This is a genomic window from Streptomyces sp. bgisy027 (assembly GCF_057710365.1).
On the sequence record NZ_JBYIVZ010000011.1, the window covers coordinates 181,308 to 200,011 of the forward strand.

Sequence of the window (18,704 nt, forward strand, 5' to 3'; positions counted from 1 at the left end):
GCCGAAATGAGGTCGAACGTGACCACTCAGACCGAGGTGCCGCAGCGGCGCGGCACGCCCCAGGACTCGGGCTCCACCCCGGTCATCTCCGTGCGCAGGCTGTGGAAGGTGTTCGGACCGAAGGCCGACCAGGTGCCGGACTCCGAGGAGTTGTGCGGCCTCACCCGCCGCGAGCTCATGGACCGCACCGGATGCACCGCCGCCGTACGGGACGTCCACTTCGACGTCTCGCCCGGCGAGGTCTTCGTCGTCATGGGCCTGTCCGGCTCCGGCAAGTCCACCCTGGTGCGATGTCTCACCCGGCTGATCGAACCCACCGCGGGCGAGATCGTCTTCGAGGGCGAGGACATCCGCCAGGCCGACGCCGCACGCCTGCGCGATCTGCGGCGCAGCAAGTTCTCCATGGTCTTCCAGCACTTCGGTCTGCTGCCCCACCGCCGCGTCGTCGAGAACGTGGCGTTCGGTCTGGAGATCCGGGGCATGAGCAGGGCCGAGCGCACCAGGCGCGCCCAGGAGGTCGTCGAACTGGTAGGCCTCGCGGGCTACGAGAACTCCTACCCCGACCAGCTCTCCGGCGGCATGCAGCAACGCGTGGGCCTCGCCCGGGCGCTGGCCGGCGACCCCGACGTGCTCTTCTTCGACGAACCGTTCTCGGCGCTCGACCCGCTGATCCGCCGAGACATGCAGAACGAGGTCATCCGACTGCACCACGAGGTCGGCAAGACCATGGTGTTCATCACCCACGACCTCTCCGAGGCCCTCAAACTGGGCGATCGCATCCTCATCATGCGCGACGGCAAGATGGTCCAGTGCGGCACCGGCGACGAACTCGTCGGGGCCCCCGCGGACGACTACGTCCGCGAGTTCGTCAAGGACGTCCCGCGCGGCGACGTGCTGACCCTGCGCTGGATCATGCGCCCGCCGGCCGACGACGACGCCCTCGACGGCCCCGAACTGGGCCCGGACATCGTCGTACGGGAAGCCACCCGGGCCGTGCTGGCGGCCGACAAGCCGGTCAAGGTCGTCGAGGACGGCAAGCTGCTCGGCATCGTCGGCGACGAGGAGATCCTCGCGGTGGTCGCCGGGACGGAAGGCGGCGCGTGATGACCGTCGCGATGGAGAAACCGGAGAAGACGGCGCCCGTCGAGGAGCCGCCCGCTCCCGCCGTGACCGAGCGCAGGATCAGCCGGTCCCTGGTGGTCGGCGCGATCCTCGTGGCCTGGCTGGTGCTCTTCGCCGTCCTGCGCGGAAAGCACACCCTGACCCTCGCGGCGGCCGACCTCACCGATCTGCACCGGTGGTTCAACGACGTCAACGACTCGATCGGCGCGAACCGCAACTCCAACCCGCTCTTCCTCTACTTCTTCAACGAGATCCGCCTCGTCATCGACTCCCTGGTGACCTTCGTGCAGGAGCTGATCTCGCAGCCGGGCGCGGGCCGTCCCGTCCCGCAGATCGGCTGGCTCGGTGTGGTCGGCATCGTCGGCTACGTCTCCTGGGCCGTGGGCAACTGGCGGGTCGCGCTGCTGGCGGTGGCCGGTTTCACCTTCCTCGGGCTCCAGGGCCTGTGGCAGGAGAGCATGGACACGCTCGCACTGACCGTCTCCGCCGTCTTCGTGGCGCTGCTGTTCGCGATCCCGCTGGGCGTCTGGGCGGGGCTGTCCGACCGGTTCAACCGGATCATGACGCCCTTCCTGGACTTCATGCAGACGATGCCGACCTTCGTCTACCTGGCCCCGCTGACCCTGTTCTTCCTCATCGGCCCGGCCTCCGCCACCATCGCCACGCTCATCTACGCGGCGCCGCCCGCGATCCGGATCACCGCGCACGCCATCCGCTCCGTGCCGACGACCACGGTCGAGGCGGCCGACTCGCTGGGCGCCACCCGCCGGCAGGCCCTGACGAAGGTGCTGCTGCCGATGTCCAAGCGGACCGTGGTCATGGGCGTCAACCAGACCATCATGGCCGCCCTGGCCATGGTGACCATCGCCGCCCTGATCGACGCGCCCGGCCTCGGCAAGACCGTCGTCCAGGCGCTCCAGTCGCTCGACGTGGGCACCGCCTTCAACGCCGGTCTCGCGATCGTCGTCATGGCCATCGTGCTCGACCGCGTCACCACCGCGGCGAGCGGCCGCGAGGAGGCGGCCCGGCGGTCGAAGAACCGTTTCCTGGCCTGGCGCCGCCCCCTGCTCGGCGCCGGCGCGGCGGCCGCCGCGGTCCTCGTCCACCTCTCGCACACCTATGTGTGGGCGGCGGAGTTCCCCGGCGAGGGAGACGTCGGCAGCGCCATCTCCAGGAGCGCGGACAGCGTGACCACCTGGGCGCAGGACAACCTGTCCGGGCTCACCAACGCCTTCCGCGACGCCATCACCAACGGTCTGCTCAACCCGTTCCAGACGCTGCTCACCGACTCCCCGTGGTGGCTCGTCGGCGCTGTCCTGACCGCGCTCGCGGTAGTTCTCGGGGGCCGGCGGGCCGGCATCACCACGGCCGTCTGCGTGGGCCTGCTCGTCGGCACCGGCGTGTGGTCCGACGGTATGACCACGCTGGCGTCGACCGTCGTCGCCACGGTGCTCGTGATGCTGCTCGGCATCGCTTTCGGCGTGTGGATGGGACGCAGCGCCCTCGTCGACCGGCTGCTGCGGCCCAGCCTGGACGCGGCCCAGGTCATGCCGCCGTTCGTCTATCTCGTGCCGTTCCTCGCACTGTTCGGCGCGACCCGCTTCACGGCGATCGTCGCCGCCGTCGTCTACGCGGCCCCCGTCGCCATGAAGATCATCGCCGACGGGGTCCGGAACGTGCCCGCCACCACCGTGGAGGCGGCCACCTCGGCCGGGTGCAACACCTGGCAGATCATCACCAAGGTCCAGCTGCCGATGGCGCGCAGCGCCCTCACGCTCGCGACCAACCAGGGCCTGATCTACGTCCTCTCGATGGTCGTGGTCGGCGGCCTGGTGGGCGCGGGCGCCCTCGGCTACGACGTCGTGGCCGGCTTCTCGCAGGGCCAGTTGTACGGGAAGGGGCTCGCCGCGGGGCTCGCCATCGTCCTTCTCGGCGTCATGTTCGACCGGATCACTCAGGCAGCGGCTCGCCGCACCAGCGCATAAGGAGCACCACACCATGGCAAGACAATGGCGAGCCGGCGCGGCCGGACTGGCCGTCCTCGGCCTCACCCTCACCGCCTGCGGCGGTGCGAAGGTCGGCGACGACTCCGCGGGGTCCGGCGGCTCGGGCGACTCCGGCAAGTGCGGCACCTTCAACCTCGCGGTCAACCCGTGGGTCGGCTACGAGGCCAACGCGGCGGTCGTTGCGTACGTCGCGGAACACGACCTCGGCTGCAAGGTCAACCAGAAGGACCTCAAGGAGGAGATCGCCTGGCAGGGCTTCGGGACGGGCGAGGTCGACGCCGTCATCGAGAACTGGGGCCACGACGACCTCAAGAAGAAGTACATCACCGACCAGAAGACGGCCCTGGACGCCGGCCCGACCGGCAACGAGGGGCTCATCGGCTGGTACGTGCCGCCGTGGCTGGCCAAGGCGCACCCCGACATCACCGACTGGAACAACCTCAACAAGTACGCGGCCGAGTTCAAGACCTCCGAGTCGGGCGGCAAGGGCCAGCTCCTCGACGGCGACCCGTCGTTCGTCACCAACGACGAGGCCCTGGTGAAGAACCTGAAGCTGGACTTCAAGGTGGTGTACGCGGGCAGTGAGACCGCGCTCATCCAGGCCTTCCGCAAGGCGGAGAAGAACAAGGAATGGGTGATCGGCTACTTCTACGAGCCGCAGTGGTTCATGTCCGAGGTACCGCTGGTCAAGGTCAAGCTGCCCGACTACAAGGACGGTTGTGACGCCGACGCGGAGAAGGTCGACTGCGACTATCCGGTGTACGAACTGGACAAGATCGTCAGCGCGAAGTTCGCCAAGTCCGGCAGCCCGGCCTATGACCTGGTGAAGAACTTCACCTGGACGAACGACGACCAGAACGTCGTGGCGAAGTACATAGCCGTCGACAAGATGGCCCCCGAGGCGGCGGCCGAGAAGTGGGTCGAGGCCAACCGCGACAAGGTGGAGGCCTGGATCAAGTAGGCCCTTCACGGATGCCCGGTGGGTGGTGCGCGCGGACGCGCACCACCCACCGGGCACTGCTGTTTTCCGGGCCCTTCCCGGACGTCGGCGCACCCCTTGACACCCACCTGGACGGCAGGCACATTGAGTTGCGCAACCTGAGTCATGTTGCGCAGAAAGCAACTCAACCGGAGGTGCGGCGATGGCGGGACCCCGAGTGGTCATCATCGGAGCGGGAGTCGTCGGTGCGGCGCTCGCGGACGAGATCTCCGCGCGAGGCTGGACCCAAGTGACCGTGGTGGACCAGGGTCCGCTCCCCGCCACCGGCGGCTCCAGCTCGCACGCCCCGGGCCTGGTCTTCCAGACGAACTCCTCCAAGACGATGACCGAACTGGCCCGCTACACCGTCGAGAAGTTCTGCTCCCTCGACGTCGACGGCAAGCCCTGTTTCCTCCAGGTCGGCGGCCTCGAAGTGGCCACCAGCCCCGAGCGCCTCACGGAACTGCACCGCCGCCACGGCTGGATCACGGCCTGGGGCATCGAGTCCCGGCTGCTGACCGCCGACGAATGCGTCGAGCAACACCCCCTGGTCGACCGCGACAAGGTCCTCGGCGGCCTCCTCGTCCCGACGGACGGCCTCGCCAAGGCGGTCCTCGCCGTCGAGGCCCAGATCCGCCGGGCCACCGAGCGCGGCGTGCGCTTCCTCGCCCGCCACGAGGTCCTCGACGTGCTGAAGGCCGACGGCGAGGTGACCGGCGTCCGCACCGACCAGGGCGAGATCCCCGCCGACATCGTCGTGTGCTGCGCCGGCATCTGGGGCCCGAAGATCGCCCGCATGGCCGGCATGAACCTCCCGCTCACGCCGCTCGCCCACCAGCTCGCCTGGACCGGCCCCGTCCCGGCACTCGCCGGCCAGACGCAGGAGGCGGTCCGCCCGATCCTGCGCCACCAGGACGCCGACCTCTACTACCGCGACCGCTTCGACGGCATCGGCATCGGCTACTACGGTCACCGCCCGATGCCCATCACCGCCGACGAGATCCTCTCCGTGGACGAGGCCGACGCGATGCCGTCCGTCCTGAAGTTCACCGAGGAGGACTTCGAACCGGCCTGGGCGGAGACCCAGTCGCTCCTCCCCGCGACACGCGAGGCGAAGGTCGAGGAGGGCATCAACGGCCTGTTCTCCTTCACCACCGACAACTTCCCCCTCCTCGGGGAGTCCCCGGACGTCAAGGGCTTCTGGGTCGCCGAGGCCGTCTGGGTCACCCACTCCGCGGGCGTGGGCCGGGCCATGGCCGAATGGCTGGTCGACGGCCACTGCTCGTCCTTCGACCTGCACGAGTGCGACGTCAACCGCTTCGAGCCGCACCAGCTCTCCCCGGAGTACGTCCTGGCCCGCGACTGCCAGAACTTCGTCGAGGTCTACGACATCCTCCACCCCCTCCAGCCCTCCGGCGCCCCCCGCCCGATCCGCACCAGCCCCTTCCACCCCCGCCAGCAGGAGCACGGCGCCTTCTTCCTGGAGGCGAACGGCTGGGAGCGCCCGCACTGGTACAAGGCCAACGCGACTCTGGTCGAAGGCCGCAACATCCCGGCCCCCGACGACTGGGCCGCGCAGTTCTGGTCGCCCATCGTCGGCGCCGAGGCACAGGCCACCCGCGAGACCGTCGCCCTGTACGACATGACGGCCCTCAAGCGCCTGGAGGTGAGCGGCCCCGGCTCCGCCGACCTCCTGGAGCGCCTGTGCACCGGCAAGGTCGCCAAGTCGGTCGGCTCGGTGACGTACACGCTCCTCCTGGACCACGACGGCGGCATCCGCAGCGACATCACCGTCGCCCGCCTCGGCCGCGACCTCTTCCAGGTCGGCGCCAACGGCAACCTCGACCTCGACTGGTTCACCCGGCACCTCCCCGCCGACGGCACGGTCCAGGTCCGCGACATCACGCCGGGCACCTGCTGCATCGGCCTGTGGGGCCCGCTCGCCCGCAAGGTGCTCCAGCCCCTGACGGACGAGGACTTCAGCAACGACGGCCTGAAGTACTTCCGCGCCAAGCAGGCCTACATCGGCAGCGTCCCGGTGATGGCGATGCGGCTGAGCTACGTCGGCGAACTCGGCTGGGAGCTCTACACCACCGCCGACCAGGGCCTGAAGCTCTGGGACACCCTGTGGCGGGCCGCGGAGCCCCTCGGCGGCGTCATCGCCGGCCGCGGCGCCTTCAACAGCCTGCGCCTGGAGAAGGGCTACCGCTCCTTCGGCACCGACATGACCTACGAGCACGACCCCTACGAGGCCGGCGTCGGCTTCGCCGTCAAGCCCGACAAGGACGACTTCATCGGCAAGGCGGCACTGGAGCGCCGCAAGTCCGACGTGCGGCGCAAGCTGACCTGCCTCACCATCGACGACCCGCGGTCGGTCGTCCTGGGCAAGGAGCCGGTGTACGACGGCGAGCGGGCCGTCGGGTACGTCACGAGCGCCGCGTACGGCTACACGATCGGCAAGGGGATCGCCTACGCGTGGCTGCCGACGGAACTCGCCGTTCCCGGAACCGGCGTTCGGATCGGCTACTTCGACCGGCGGGTCGAGGCCCTCGTGGCCGAGGAGCCGTTGTTCGATCCGACGATGTCCCGCCTTCGTGGCTGAGTTGCGCCGACCGGCTGCGGGTGCGTAGTGGCCGGTCGCGCAGTTCCCCGCGCCCCTGAGGAAGCTGCAGTTCCCCATACGAAGGAGTGCCCCCGGTGACCGCACGACTCCTTGACGGCAAGGCCACCGCCGCCGCCATCCGCGGCGAACTCGCCGAGCGCGTGGCCAAGTTGACCGCCACCGGCGGACGGCCGCCAGGACTCGGCACCGTCCTCGTCGGGGACGACCCCGGCAGCCATGCCTACGTCGGCGGCAAGCACCGCGACTGCGCGCAGGCCGGCATCGCCTCCATCCGCCGCGACCTGCCCGCCGACGCCTCGCAGCAGCAGGTCGAGGACACGATCGACGAGCTCAACGCCGACCCGGACTGCACCGGCTACATCGTCCAACTGCCGCTCCCCGCCCACCTGGACGCGGGGGCCGTACTGCAACGCATGGACCCGGCCAAGGACGCCGACGGCCTGCACCCCGTCAACCTCGGCCGCCTCGTGCTGGGCGAGGAGGCGCCGCTGCCGTGCACCCCGCGCGGCATCGTCGAACTCCTGCGACGGTACGACGTGCCGATCGCCGGAGCGCGGGTGTGCGTGATCGGCCGGGGCATCACCGTAGGCCGTCCCCTCGGGCTGCTGCTGACCCGCCGTTCCGAGAACGCCACGGTCACCCTGTGCCACACCGGCACCAGGGGCCTCGCCTGGCACGTACGCGAGGCGGACATCGTCGTCGCTGCCGCCGGCTCGCCCGGACTGATCACCGCCGACATGCTCCGCCCGGGCGCGGCGGTCCTGGACGTCGGCATCACCCGCACCGACAGCGGCCTGGTCGGCGACATACATCCGGGAGCCGCTCAGGTCGCCGGGTGGATCGCACCGATGCCCGGCGGTGTCGGACCCATGACCCGGGCGATGCTGCTCGCCAACGTCGTCGAGGCTGCCGAGAGGAACGCGAACACCGTATGAACCTGTCCCTTCCAGCGGACGGAGCCCTCCGATGAGCCCCCGCACCCCCGGCGCCGAACTCCCCGACCACCCCGACTTCCTGTGGCGCAATCCCGAGCCCAGACGGTCGTACGACGTCATCGTCGTCGGCGGCGGCGGACACGGCCTGGCCACCGCCCACTACCTCGCCAGGAACCACGGCATCACCAACGTCGCCGTGCTGGAGAAGGGCTGGCTCGCGGGCGGCAACATGGCCCGCAACACCACGATCATCCGCTCCAACTACCTGTGGGACGAGAGCGCCGGCATCTACGAGCACGCCCTGAAGCTGTGGGAGGGACTGGCGGAGGAGCTCGACTACCCGATCCTCTTCTCCCAGCGCGGCGTGCTGAACCTGGCGCACAGCCTCCAGGACGTCCGCGACAGCGTCCGCCGCGTCGAGGCGAACCGCCTCAACGGCGTGGACGCGGAGTGGCTGGACGCGGACGGCGTCAAGGAAGTCTGCCCGATCGTCAACATCTCCCCGGACGTGCGCTATCCGGTCCTGGGCGCCACCTACCAGCCCCGCGCGGGCATCGCCAAGCACGACTACGTCGCCTGGGGCCTGGCCCGCTCGGCCGACGCGGCCGGCATCGACATCATCCAGAACTGCGAGGTCACGGGTCTGGACGTGGTCGGCGGCCGGGTCGTCGGAGTGCGGACGAACCTGGGCCCCATCGCGGCCGGAAAGGTGGCGCTGTGCTCGGCGGGCCACACCTCCGTCCTCGCCGCGATGGCCGGCATCGAACTCCCGCTCCAGAGCCACCCGTTGCAGGCCCTGGTCTCGGAGCTCCTGGAGCCCGTCCACCCCACGGTCGTGATGTCCAACGCGGTCCACGTGTACGTGAGCCAGGCCCACAAGGGGGAGCTGGTGATGGGCGCCGGCATCGACGCGTACAACTCGTACACCCAGCGCGGTGCCTTCCACATCATCGAGGAGCAGATGTCGGCGGCTCTGGAGCTCTTCCCGGTCTTCGCGCGCGCCCACGTCCTGCGCACCTGGGGCGGCATCGTCGACGTCAGCCCCGACGCCTCACCGATCATCGGCCTCACCCCCGTCGACAACCTCTACCTCAACTGCGGCTGGGGCACCGGCGGTTTCAAGGCCACCCCGGGCGTCGGCTGGGTCTACGCCCACACCATCGCCCACGACACCCCGCACGCCCTGAACGCCCCCTTCTCGCTCGACCGTTTCACCACCGGCGCGCTCGTCGACGAGCACGGCGCGGCCGCGGTGGCCCACTAGGACCACTGGAAGCTCTGGGAGCCGATCCATGCTGCTCATCCCCTGCCCGTGGTGCGGGCCCCGCGACGAGGCCGAGTTCCACTACGGCGGCCAGGCCCATGTGCCGTACCCGCACGACCCCGCGTCCCTCACCGACGAGGAGTGGGCCCGGTACCTCTTCTTCCGCGACAACACCAAGGGCCCCTTCGCCGAACGCTGGAGCCACGCATCGGGCTGCCGCCGCTGGTTCAACGCGGTACGGGACACCTCGACGAACGAGATCCTGACGGTGTACAGGACGGGAGAGGAACGCCCGCCGACTCCCGGGCCGAGGCCGGTCCTTTCAGCCCGCCCGGCATTTGAGGACGAGGCCCTTCCAGGGCCGACGGGGGTCCAGGGGGCGGAGCCCCCTGGCGGGGCGGAAGGGGCGGAGCCCCTTCAGGACGGGACGGGTGGGGGCGGCGCGGGCGCACCCTTCCGGCACCCCACCCGCGGCCGAGTCGACCGCGAAACCCCCCTCACCTTCACCTTCGACGGCACGCAATACCGGGGCTTGCGAGGCGACACCCTCGCCTCCGCCCTCCTCGCCAACGGCGTCATCCAGGCAGGCACCGGCATCAAGCTCGGCCGCCCCCGGGGCATCTTCTCCGCCGGCGTCGAAGAGCCCAACGCGGTCGTCCAGATCGAGGAACCCTTCCCGGAGCCCATGCTCCCCGCGACGACCGTCGAGCTCTACGACGGCCTGGTCGCCAGCAGCCTCCCCGGCCAGGGCCGCCTCGCCACCGAACCGGACCCGGCCCGCTACGACGCCGTGCACGCCCACTGCGACCTGCTGATCGTGGGCGCGGGCCCGGCCGGCCTCGCGGCGGCGGCAGCGGCGGCCCGCAGCGGCGCCCGTGTCATCCTCGCCGACGACCAACCGGAGCCCGGCGGCAGCCTGCTGGGCACGGGCCAACACCTCGACTGGGTGGACCAGGTCACCGGACAGCTCGCCGCCGCCCCCGAGGTCCGCGTCCTGTCCCGCACCACCGTCTTCGGCCATTACGACGACAACCACCTCCTCGCCGTCGAACGCCGCACCAATCACCTGGGCGCCGACGCCCCCGACCAGGTCGCCCGTGAACGCGTCTGGCGCATCCGGGCCCGCCGTGTCGTCCTGGCCACCGGCGCCCACGAACGCTCGCTCGCCTTCGCGGACAACGACCGACCCGGAGTGATGCTGGCCGCCTCGGCCCGCACGTACGTTAACCGCTACGGCGTCCTGCCCGGCCGGCACGCGGTCGTCCTCACCACCAACGACAGCGCCTACGCGGCGGCCCTGGACCTGGCCGCGGCGGGCCTCTGCGTCACAGCCGTCGTCGACACCCGCCCCGAACCGGGGGAGTGGGCCGAGCGCGCGAGGGCCGCCGGCATCGAGGTGCTGGCCGCTCACGCCGTCACCGGCACCGCGGGCGAGGCACGCCTCAGTGCCGTCACCGTCGCCCCGTACGGGGAGTCCGCGGGCCAGCGGGAGTTCGCCGCCGATCTGCTGCTGGTCTCCGGCGGCTGGAACCCGGTGGTGCATCTGTTCAGCCAGTCCGGCGGCAGGCTCCGCCACGACGAGGCACTGGGCTCCTTCGTGCCCGACAGCTCCCGGCAGGCGGTCGAGGTCGCGGGGGCCGCGAGCGGCGCGGCGGACCTGGCCACCGCCCTGGCACAGGGCGCGGCGGCAGGTGCCCGAGCCGTCGAGGCCGAGGGCTACCCGCCCGCCACACCGAGCCTCCCGGCACCGGCAGCACAGCCACGGCGTACACCTCCCATGCACGTGTACGCCCTGCCGGGCGCGGCGGGCGCCCCGCGCTTCGTCGACCTCCAACGCGACGTCACCGTCGACGACCTGGCCCGCGCCACCGGCGCCGGCCTGCGCTCGGTCGAGCACACCAAGCGCTACACCACGGCCGGCACCGCCAACGACCAGGGCAAGACCTCCGGCGTCCTGGCCGGCGGCATCGTCGCCGAACTGCTCGGCGTGGACGTCTCGGAACTCGGCACGACCACGTTCCGCCCGCCGTACGTCCCGGTCTCCTTCGCGGCTCTTGCCGGCCGCGACCGGGGCGCGCTCAGCGATCCGGTCCGCACCACCGCCCTGCACGCGTGGCATGCCGCGCACGGCGCCCTGTTCGAGAACGTCGGCCAGTGGAAGCGTCCCTGGTACTACCCGCTGGCCGGCGAGGACATGGAGGCCGCCGTACTGCGCGAGTGCCGGACGACCCGCGAGAGCGTGGGCTTCATGGACGCCTCCACGCTCGGCAAGATCGACGTGCAGGGCCCGGACGCGGCCGTCTTCCTCGACCGGCTCTACACCAACATGATGAGCACCCTGAAGGCCGGCATGATCCGCTACGGCGTGATGTGCCGCCCCGACGGCATGGTCTTCGACGACGGCACTGTCATCCGCGTCGACCAGGACCGCTTCCTGGTCACCACGACGACGGGCAACGCGGCCGCCGTACTGGACTGGATGGAGGAGTGGCACCAGACCGAGTGGCCCGAGCTGAAGGTCCACTGCACATCCGTGACCGAGCAGTGGGCCACGGTCGCCCTGGTCGGTCCGAAGTCCCGGGAAGTGCTCGGCTCGCTGGCGCCCGAACTGGCCGTCGCGGGCGACGACTTCCCCTTCATGGCCTGGCGCGGGACGACCGTCGCCGGGATCGCGGCCCGGGTCTGCCGGATCAGCTTCTCCGGCGAACTCGCCTACGAGATCAACGTGTCACCGTGGCAGGCCCTCGCCCTGTGGGAGGCCGTGTACGAGGCCGGTGCCCCGTACGGCATCACCCCGTACGGCACCGAGACGATGCACGTCCTGCGGGCCGAGAAGGGCTACCCGATCATCGGTCAGGACACCGACGGCACCGTCACGCCCCAGGACCTCGGCATGAGCTGGGTGGTGTCGAAGAAGAAGCCCGACTTCATCGGCAAGCGGTCCCACGCCCGGGCCGACACCGCCCGCCCCGACCGCAAGCACCTGGTCGGCCTCCTCCCGGAGGACCCGGGCACCTTCCTGCCGGAGGGCACCCACCTGATCGCCGACGGTGTGCTGCTGACACCGCCGGTCCCCATGCTCGGCCATGTCACGTCCAGCTACCGCAGCGCGGCGCTCGGCCGGACCTTCGCGCTCGCCCTGGTCAAGGGCGGCCGCGACCGCATCGGCGAGCGGCTCTTCGCCCCCGTGGGCGACCGGCTGGTCCCGGTGACCGTCGCAAGTCCCGTCCTCTACGACCCCGAGGGAGCCCGCCGCGATGGCTGACAACGCCCTGACCGTCCCGCTCCGCAGCCCCCTGTCGCAGGTCACGGACCGCCTGGCCGCCGCGACCCGCACCTCCGGGGGCGCGATCCGGCTGGCCGAACTCCCCTTCCTCTCCCAGGTCGACGTCCGTCTCGACGCCAAGGGAGCGGCGTTCGAGGCCGTCGGACTGGCACTGGACCTCCAGCTGCCGCTCCAGCCCAACACCGTTGTCCGCGCGGGTGAGTTGACCGCGCTGTGGCTCGGCCCGGACGAATGGCTGCTGATCGGACCGCCGGGCGGCGTACGGGAGCTGGAGAGCCGGATCCGGGAGGCGGCCGGGGACGAGCCGCTCTCGGTCACCGATGTCTCCGCACAGCGCACCACCCTGCTGGTGACCGGCCCCCGCGCCCGTGACCTGCTGGCCCACGGCTGTCCCCTGGATCTGCACCCGCGGTCCTTCGGTTCCGGGCGCTGCGTCCAGACGACGCTGGGCCGCACCCAGGTCGTCCTGGTCGCCCGGGACGAGCCCAGGGCCGGGTTCTGGGTCCTCGTCCGCTCGTCGTTCGCCGGCTATCTGGCGGACTGGCTGCTGGACGCGGCGACGGAATACATCTGAGCGATCTCGCACCGCCGCCTGTGGGAGCCCCGAACCGAGGGGCTCCCACAGCGGGCGCGGCGCTCTCGGGGCGGTTCAGCCCAGGTGGCCCATCCGGTGGCTGATCTCCTCCGCGCCCTTGACCAGCGCGGGCGCGAACGTGTGGATGCGTTCCTCGGTGAACCGGTACGCGGGGCCCGAGGCGCTCAGGGCGGCGATGACCTCGCCGTCGGGTGCCCGGATCGGCGCCGCCACGGCGTGCAGCCCGATCTCCAGCTCCTCAAGGGTCACCGCGTACCCGCGCTCCCGGGCCTCCGCGAGGTTCTTCTCCAGCTTCGTGCGCGCGGTCAGCGTGTGCGGGGTCAGCCCGTGAAGGCCCGAGGCCGCGAGCACGTCCGCGCGTTCCTCCGCCGTCAGGTGGGCCAGCAGGATCTTGCCGCTGGAAGTGGCGTGCACCGGCGTGAGCTGGCCGACCCAGTTGTGGGTGCCGACCGCGCCCGGGCCGCGTACCTGATACAGGTTGACCGCGTAGTGCTCCTGGAGGACGGCGATGTTGACGGTCTCGCCGATCTCCTCGCTGAGCCGCTCGCACACCTGACGGCCCTGCTGGGTGACGTCGAGACGGCCGGTCACCGCTCCTGCCAGACGCACGATGCCGAAGCCCAGCCGGTACTTGCCCCGTTCGGCCGACTGCTCGACCAGCCCACGGGCCTCGAGCGCCCCGAGCAACCGGAACGCGGTCGACTTGTGGACGTCGATCTCGGCGGCCACCTCACTGACACCCGCCTCGCCGCGCCGGGCGAGGATCTCCAGGACGCTGACGGCACGGTCGACGGACTGCACGCCGCTCACCGCGGAGCCCACTGTTGCGCTCTCTGCCGCGTAGTTGCTCATGGCGCAACTATGCGGCTGTGTCCATGGAGCCCGGGGCGACTTCGGAACGCGAGAGCAAGGCCGCCGCCGGCGGTGCGTGGACCGGGCTGCCCGCATGCTCGCACGGCTCGTGACCTCAGCGGAAGACGACCGTGCAGCTCCCGTTGACCAGCACCCGGCTCTCGCAGTGCCATCCGACGGCGCGGGCGAGTACCTGCGCCTCGACGTCGCGGCCGATGGTGACCAGGTCGTCGGGGTCGCGCGAGTGGTCCACGCGGACGACGTCCTGCTCGATGATCGGGCCCTCGTCCAGGTCGGGCGTGACGTAGTGCGCCGTCGCCCCGACGAGCTTGACGCCACGCCGATGCGCCTGGACGTAGGGGCGGGCGCCCTTGAAGCTCGGCAGGAAGGAGTGGTGGATGTTGATGGCCCGGCCCTCCAGCTGCTTGCACAGGTCGTCGGAGAGGATCTGCATGTAGCGGGCCAGTACCACCAGGTCGACGTCCAGTTCGCGCACCAGTTCCAGCAGCCGCGCCTCGGCCTCCGCCTTGGTGTCCTTGGTGACCGGGACGTGGTGGAAGGGGATGCCGTAGCTCCGCGCCAGCGGCTCGAAGTCGCGGTGGTTGGAGACGATCGCCGGGATCTCGATGTTGAGCGCACCCGTGGACCTGCGGAAGAGCAGGTCGTTCAGACAGTGGCCGAACCTGGAGACCATGATCAGGGTGCGGGTCGGCGTAGAGGCGTCGTGGAGCCGCCAGTCGATGCCGTACGCCTGGGCGACAGTGCCGAATCCGGTGCGCAGGTCCTGCAGCGAGATGCCGGGGTCCGAGACGTCGAAGTGCACCCGCATGAAGAAGCGGTCCTGGAGCCGGTCGTCGAACTGGCGGCTCTCCAGGATGTTGCCGGAGTGGTGCACGAGATAGGCGGCCACGGCGTGGACGAGGCCGGCCTGGTCGGGACACGAGAGTGTGAGGACGAACTCGCGGCCGGGCTGCGGTCGAGGAGACATGCCATCCTCCGTCGTGTGATGGTGCATATGACGCAACGTTGTGGGTGATGCGCAACATGCTCCACCGGGGGTGGCTGGGCGGTCAAGGGGGTGCGCCCCGCGAACCGGGGGGCTCGGGCGCCCGGTTCGGGTGGTGGCGCAAGTCCATCTGCGGGGCCCTTGACAGCGGGTGTCCGTGAGGAGACAGTTTGGTCCGAAGTTGCTTATAGCGCTGATAGTTGCGGTCTGCGCAACACCCGCTCGTGGTCCCGAACCACTTGGACACCCACCCTCATCGGCACGACTCCCAGGAGATGGACCCATGGCCTCTTCGCGCACTTGCCACGATGTGATCGTCGTGGGCCTGGGCGGGATGGGCAGCGCGGCCGCCTACCACCTCGCCGCCCGCGGCCGGCGCGTGCTCGGCCTGGAACGCTTCGGCCCGGCCCACAACCTCGGTTCCAGCCACGGCGGTTCCCGTATCTACCGCCAGGCCTACTTCGAGGACCCGGCCTACGTGCCCCTGCTGCTGCGCGCCCGCGAGCTGTGGGAGAAGCTCGGCGCCGACTCCGGACGCGAGGTCTTCACCGAGACCGGCGGCCTGATGATCGGCCGTGAGGGCAGTGCCGCGTTCGCCGGCACCCTGCGCAGCGCCCATGAATGGGGCCTGGACCACGAGGTCCTGGACGCGGCCGGCATCAGGCGCCGCTTCCCCGCCTTCGCCCCGGCGCCCGAGGACGTCGCCTGCTATGAGCGCAGGGCCGGCATCGCCCTGCCGGAGGCGACCGTCACCGCCCACCTGGACCTGGCGAGGGCCCACGGCGCCGAACTGCACTTCGCGGAGACCGTCCTCGGCTGGGACACCGACGGGCCGGGCGGCAGGGTCCGGGTGGTCACCGACCGCGGCGCCTACACCGCCGACCGGCTCGTCGTCGCCCCCGGGGCATGGGCGCCGACACTCCTGTCCGGCCTCGGGGTGAGCGTGTCGGTGGAACGCCAGGTCATGTACTGGTTCCAACCCGTGGGCGGCACCCGCCCGTTCAGGCCGGACCGGCACCCCGTCTACATCTGGGAGGACCCCGACGGCACCCAGATCTACGGCTTCCCCGCCCTCGACGGCCCCGAGGGCGGTGCCAAGGTCGCCTTCTTCCGCAGGGGCGTCCCCAGCGACCCCGACACCCTCGACCGGCGGATCCACCCGGACGAGATCTCCGCCATGGCCGACTACCTGCGCCCCCGCATTCCCACCCTGCCCGGACGTTTCCTCAAGGCCGCGGCCTGCATGTACGCCAACACCCCGGACGAGCACTTCGTCCTGGCCCCGCATCCCGGGCATCCGCAGGTGACCGTGGCCTGCGGGTTCTCCGGCCACGGCTTCAAGTTCGTGCCGGTGGTCGGCGAGATCCTCGCCGACCTGGCCACCGAGGGCACCACCGAGCACCCCATCGCCCTGTTCGACCCCCGACGTGCGCGCGTCTGACCCGTCCGGCCCGCCGACCCCTCCGAGGTGATTTCGTTGACCACGACCAGCCTGCCCCCGAGCCTGATCGCCACGCTGCCGGGCGAGCACTACACCGACCCCGCGGTCTTCGCCCTGGAACAGGAGCGGATCTTCGAGGCCATGTGGTTCTGCGTGGCCCGCGCCGGGGAGCTGGACAAGCCGGGCAGCTTCCGCACCTACCAGGTCGGCCGCGAGAGCGTGCTGGTCAGCCGCTCCCGGGACGGCTCGGTCAAGGCATTCCTGAACATCTGCCGGCACCGCGGCGCCAAGCTGTGCACGCAGGAGTCCGGCGAGGTCAAGCGGGCCTTCCAATGCCCGTACCACGCCTGGACCTACGGCCTCGACGGGAAGCTGGTCGCCGCGCCCAACCTGACGTCCATGCCGGACATCGACCGGACCGCGTACGGACTGGTCGATGTCCACGTGCGGGAGTGGCTCGGATATGTGTGGGTGTGCCTGGCCGACACCCCGCCCTCCTTCGAGGACGACGTCATGGGCGCGGTCGTCGAACGGCTCGGCGACGTCGAGTCGATCGACCGCTACGACCTCGACAACCTCCAGGTGGGCCGCCGTATCACCTACGACGTGCAGGCCAACTGGAAGCTCATCATCGAGAACTTCATGGAGTGCTACCACTGCGCCACCATCCACCCCGAACTCACCGAGGTGCTGCCGGAGTTCGCGGACGGCTACGCGGCGCAGTACTACGTCGGCCACGGCGCGGAGTTCGGCGAGGAGGTCGAGGGCTTCACCGTCGACGGCTCCGCGGGCCTGGACCGCATCCCCGGCGTCGCCGACGACCAGGACCGCCGTTACTACGCGATCACGGTCAGGCCGCAGGTGTTCATCAACCTGGTGCCGGACCACGTCATCTTCCATCGGATGTACCCGATGGCCCACGACCGTACGGTCGTCGAGTGCGACTGGCTCTACCTCCCGCACGTGGTGGAGAGCGGCAAGGACGTGGAGCGGTCGGTGGAGCTGTTCCACCGGGTCAACCAGCAGGACTTCGACGCCTGCGAGCGCACCCAGCCGGGGATGGGCTCCCGGGCCTACGCCAAGGGCGGCGTCCTCGTGCCCAGCGAGCACCACATCGGCGAGTTCCACACCTGGGTGCAGGACCGGCTCGATGCCCGGCCCGCCGTCTGACCCCCGCCCGAGGCCGTGACCTGCAGTCATCCGCCTGCAGGTCAGTTGCGGACAGCGCAACCCTGTGCGCTATTGCGCACTGATGCGGCACATCCCTTGACAGCGCCTCGGCGCTGCCGAAACCATGTTGCGCATAACGAGTCCAGTTGTGCCATCTGAGACAGTGTTCGATCCGGAGGTTCAACATGATCACCGTCGTCGGAGCGTCGCTGGCCGGCCTGAGCACGGTCCGCGCGCTGCGCACCGAGGGCTACGACGGCGGCATCGTCGTCGTGGGGGAGGAGCGCCACACCCCCTACGACCGCCCGCCGCTGTCCAAGGACTTCCTCAAGGGCGCCATCGACGCCGGCGCGCTCGCACTCGGCGACGCCGAGGAGTACGCGGACCTGGACGTGCAGTGGCTGCTCGGGGAGCGCGCGGTACGACTCGACCCCGCGACCCGGTCCGTCGTCCTGGCCGGGGGACGGCAACTGCGCTCCGACGGCGTCGTCGTCGCGACCGGCGCCAGTCCCCGCACACTCCCCGGCACGGACGGGCTGACCGGCGTCCACACCCTGCGCACCCTGGACGACGCCGAGGCCCTGCGCGCGGAACTGCTCGACGGCTCGCCCAGGGTCGTCGTCATCGGTGCCGGGTTCATCGGCGCCGAAGTGGCCTCCACCGCCCGTCTCCTCGGGCTCGACGTGACGATCGTCGAGGCCCTCGACATACCGCTGGAACGCCAACTGGGCCGGGAGATGGGGCTCGTGTGCTCCTCCCTCCACGGCGACCACGGAGTCCGCCTGCTGTGCGGTACCGGCGTGGCGGGACTCGTCGGCACGGGCCGGGTCACGGGCGTACGCCTGGCGGACGGACACGTGCTGCCCGCCGACGTCGTCGTGGTCGGCGTCGGCGTGCGGCCCAACACCGACTGGCTCGTGGGCTCCGGTGTCCGCGTCGACGACGGCGTGGTGTGCGACACCGGCTGCTCGACCGACGTCCCGGGCGTGGTCGCCGTCGGAGACGTGGCCCGCTGCCCCAACCCGTTCACCGGACGGCACGCCCGCATCGAGCACTGGAGCAACGCCACCGAACAGGCGAGGACCGCAGCCCGCACCCTGCTGACCGGAGTGCCGGCACCCGCACCGCTGACCGCGCCGTACTTCTGGTCCGACCAGTACCAGGTGCGCATCCAGGTCGCCGGGTACGCCGCCCCGGGCGCCGAGCCCGAGGTCGTCGAAGGAGACGTCGACAGCCGTACGTTCACCGCCGTCTACCGGCGTGAGGGCGCCCCTGTCGCCGTGCTCTCGCTCAACCAGCCGAAGTTCTTCAACCGCCTCCGCCGCACCCTCGTCCCCGCGGCCGCAGCCGTCGCGTAGGCGTGCCTGTTCGCCGACCCTGCGTCGCCCACACCCAAGGAGAGCGCCGATGACCCTTCTCAACCAA

13 protein-coding genes are annotated in these 18,704 nt (G+C 70.8%); 11 read left to right on the forward strand and 2 right to left on the reverse strand.

Going from position 1 to position 18,704, the window contains the following annotated elements:
- Positions 1 to 6 precede the first annotated feature (6 nt).
- The 8 genes from AC3ETA_RS14270 (at position 7) to AC3ETA_RS14305 (ending at position 12,789) form a co-directional block, all read left to right on the forward strand.
- Positions 7 to 1,104 (forward strand): quaternary amine ABC transporter ATP-binding protein, encoded by a 1,098-nt coding sequence (locus tag AC3ETA_RS14270; RefSeq protein WP_432193247.1) that lies wholly within the window; start codon positions 7 to 9, stop codon positions 1,102 to 1,104.
- Complete coding sequence (locus tag AC3ETA_RS14275; RefSeq protein WP_432193248.1) at positions 1,104 to 3,107, forward strand: ABC transporter permease; 2,004 nt, start codon at positions 1,104 to 1,106, stop codon at positions 3,105 to 3,107. The genes AC3ETA_RS14270 and AC3ETA_RS14275 overlap by 1 nt, the downstream gene beginning before the upstream one ends.
- 13 nt (positions 3,108 to 3,120) lie before the next feature.
- Positions 3,121 to 4,089, forward strand: a complete 969-nt coding sequence (locus AC3ETA_RS14280) for an ABC transporter substrate-binding protein (protein ID WP_432193249.1) — start codon at positions 3,121 to 3,123, stop codon at positions 4,087 to 4,089.
- Positions 4,090 to 4,270: 181 nt separating this feature from the next.
- Positions 4,271 to 6,709 carry a GcvT family protein gene (locus AC3ETA_RS14285; RefSeq protein ID WP_432193250.1) on the forward strand — a complete coding sequence of 813 codons (2,439 nt, stop codon included), beginning with the start codon at positions 4,271 to 4,273 and terminating at the stop codon, positions 6,707 to 6,709.
- Positions 6,710 to 6,804: 95 nt separating this feature from the next.
- Entirely contained in the window at positions 6,805 to 7,665 is an 861-nt protein-coding gene (locus AC3ETA_RS14290; protein ID WP_432193251.1) for a bifunctional methylenetetrahydrofolate dehydrogenase/methenyltetrahydrofolate cyclohydrolase, read from the forward strand.
- Positions 7,666 to 7,696: 31 nt separating this feature from the next.
- On the forward strand, positions 7,697 to 8,929 hold the full coding sequence (locus AC3ETA_RS14295) for a sarcosine oxidase subunit beta family protein (RefSeq protein ID WP_432193252.1): 1,233 nt from the start codon (positions 7,697 to 7,699) through the stop codon (positions 8,927 to 8,929).
- Between the two features lie 28 nt (positions 8,930 to 8,957).
- Positions 8,958 to 12,194 carry a sarcosine oxidase subunit alpha family protein gene (locus AC3ETA_RS14300; protein WP_432193253.1) on the forward strand — a complete coding sequence of 1,079 codons (3,237 nt, stop codon included), beginning with the start codon at positions 8,958 to 8,960 and terminating at the stop codon, positions 12,192 to 12,194.
- Positions 12,187 to 12,789 (forward strand): sarcosine oxidase subunit gamma, encoded by a 603-nt coding sequence (locus AC3ETA_RS14305; RefSeq protein WP_432193254.1) that lies wholly within the window; start codon positions 12,187 to 12,189, stop codon positions 12,787 to 12,789. The genes AC3ETA_RS14300 and AC3ETA_RS14305 overlap by 8 nt, the downstream gene beginning before the upstream one ends.
- Positions 12,790 to 12,864: 75 nt before the next feature.
- Here the strand turns inward: AC3ETA_RS14305 and AC3ETA_RS14310 are convergent, their stop codons facing one another.
- Together AC3ETA_RS14310 and purU are read right to left on the reverse strand one after the other, a co-directional pair.
- The gene (locus AC3ETA_RS14310; RefSeq protein ID WP_432193255.1) at positions 12,865 to 13,662 is read right to left on the reverse strand and encodes an IclR family transcriptional regulator; all 798 of its coding nucleotides are present in this window, start codon (positions 13,660 to 13,662) and stop codon (positions 12,865 to 12,867) included.
- 115 nt (positions 13,663 to 13,777) lie between these two features.
- Positions 13,778 to 14,650 (reverse strand): formyltetrahydrofolate deformylase, encoded by an 873-nt coding sequence (gene purU / locus AC3ETA_RS14315; RefSeq protein WP_432193256.1) that lies wholly within the window; start codon positions 14,648 to 14,650, stop codon positions 13,778 to 13,780.
- 301 nt (positions 14,651 to 14,951) lie between these two features.
- Between purU and solA the strand changes: the two genes are divergently transcribed.
- The 3 genes from solA (at position 14,952) to AC3ETA_RS14330 (ending at position 18,637) form a co-directional block, all read left to right on the forward strand.
- Positions 14,952 to 16,109, forward strand: coding sequence for an N-methyl-L-tryptophan oxidase (gene solA, locus AC3ETA_RS14320; RefSeq protein ID WP_432193257.1), 1,158 nt, complete (start codon positions 14,952 to 14,954; stop codon positions 16,107 to 16,109).
- A gap of 36 nt (positions 16,110 to 16,145) precedes the next feature.
- A complete protein-coding gene (locus AC3ETA_RS14325; protein WP_432193258.1) occupies positions 16,146 to 17,279 on the forward strand; it encodes an aromatic ring-hydroxylating oxygenase subunit alpha in 1,134 nt (377 codons plus the stop codon).
- Between the two features lie 185 nt (positions 17,280 to 17,464).
- Positions 17,465 to 18,637, forward strand: a complete 1,173-nt coding sequence (locus tag AC3ETA_RS14330; protein ID WP_432193259.1) for an NAD(P)/FAD-dependent oxidoreductase — start codon at positions 17,465 to 17,467, stop codon at positions 18,635 to 18,637.
- The last annotated feature ends 67 nt before the right edge of the window (positions 18,638 to 18,704 follow it).

Bases quoted from the DNA above. Each gene is read 5' to 3' on its own strand.
- purU (WP_432193256.1), bottom strand. From the start codon at position 14,650: ATGTCTCCTCGACCGCAGCCCGGCCGCGAGTTCGTCCTCACACTCTCG.
- AC3ETA_RS14310 (WP_432193255.1), bottom strand. From the start codon at position 13,662: ATGAGCAACTACGCGGCAGAGAGCGCAACAGTGGGCTCCGCGGTGAGC.
- AC3ETA_RS14305 (WP_432193254.1), top strand. From the start codon at position 12,187: ATGGCTGACAACGCCCTGACCGTCCCGCTCCGCAGCCCCCTGTCGCAG.
- AC3ETA_RS14285 (WP_432193250.1), top strand. From the start codon at position 4,271: ATGGCGGGACCCCGAGTGGTCATCATCGGAGCGGGAGTCGTCGGTGCG.
- AC3ETA_RS14300 (WP_432193253.1), top strand. From the start codon at position 8,958: ATGCTGCTCATCCCCTGCCCGTGGTGCGGGCCCCGCGACGAGGCCGAG.
- AC3ETA_RS14295 (WP_432193252.1), top strand. From the start codon at position 7,697: ATGAGCCCCCGCACCCCCGGCGCCGAACTCCCCGACCACCCCGACTTC.
- AC3ETA_RS14275 (WP_432193248.1), top strand. From the start codon at position 1,104: ATGACCGTCGCGATGGAGAAACCGGAGAAGACGGCGCCCGTCGAGGAG.
- AC3ETA_RS14280 (WP_432193249.1), top strand. From the start codon at position 3,121: ATGGCAAGACAATGGCGAGCCGGCGCGGCCGGACTGGCCGTCCTCGGC.
- AC3ETA_RS14270 (WP_432193247.1), top strand. From the start codon at position 7: ATGAGGTCGAACGTGACCACTCAGACCGAGGTGCCGCAGCGGCGCGGC.
- AC3ETA_RS14330 (WP_432193259.1), top strand. From the start codon at position 17,465: ATGATCACCGTCGTCGGAGCGTCGCTGGCCGGCCTGAGCACGGTCCGC.
- solA (WP_432193257.1), top strand. From the start codon at position 14,952: ATGGCCTCTTCGCGCACTTGCCACGATGTGATCGTCGTGGGCCTGGGC.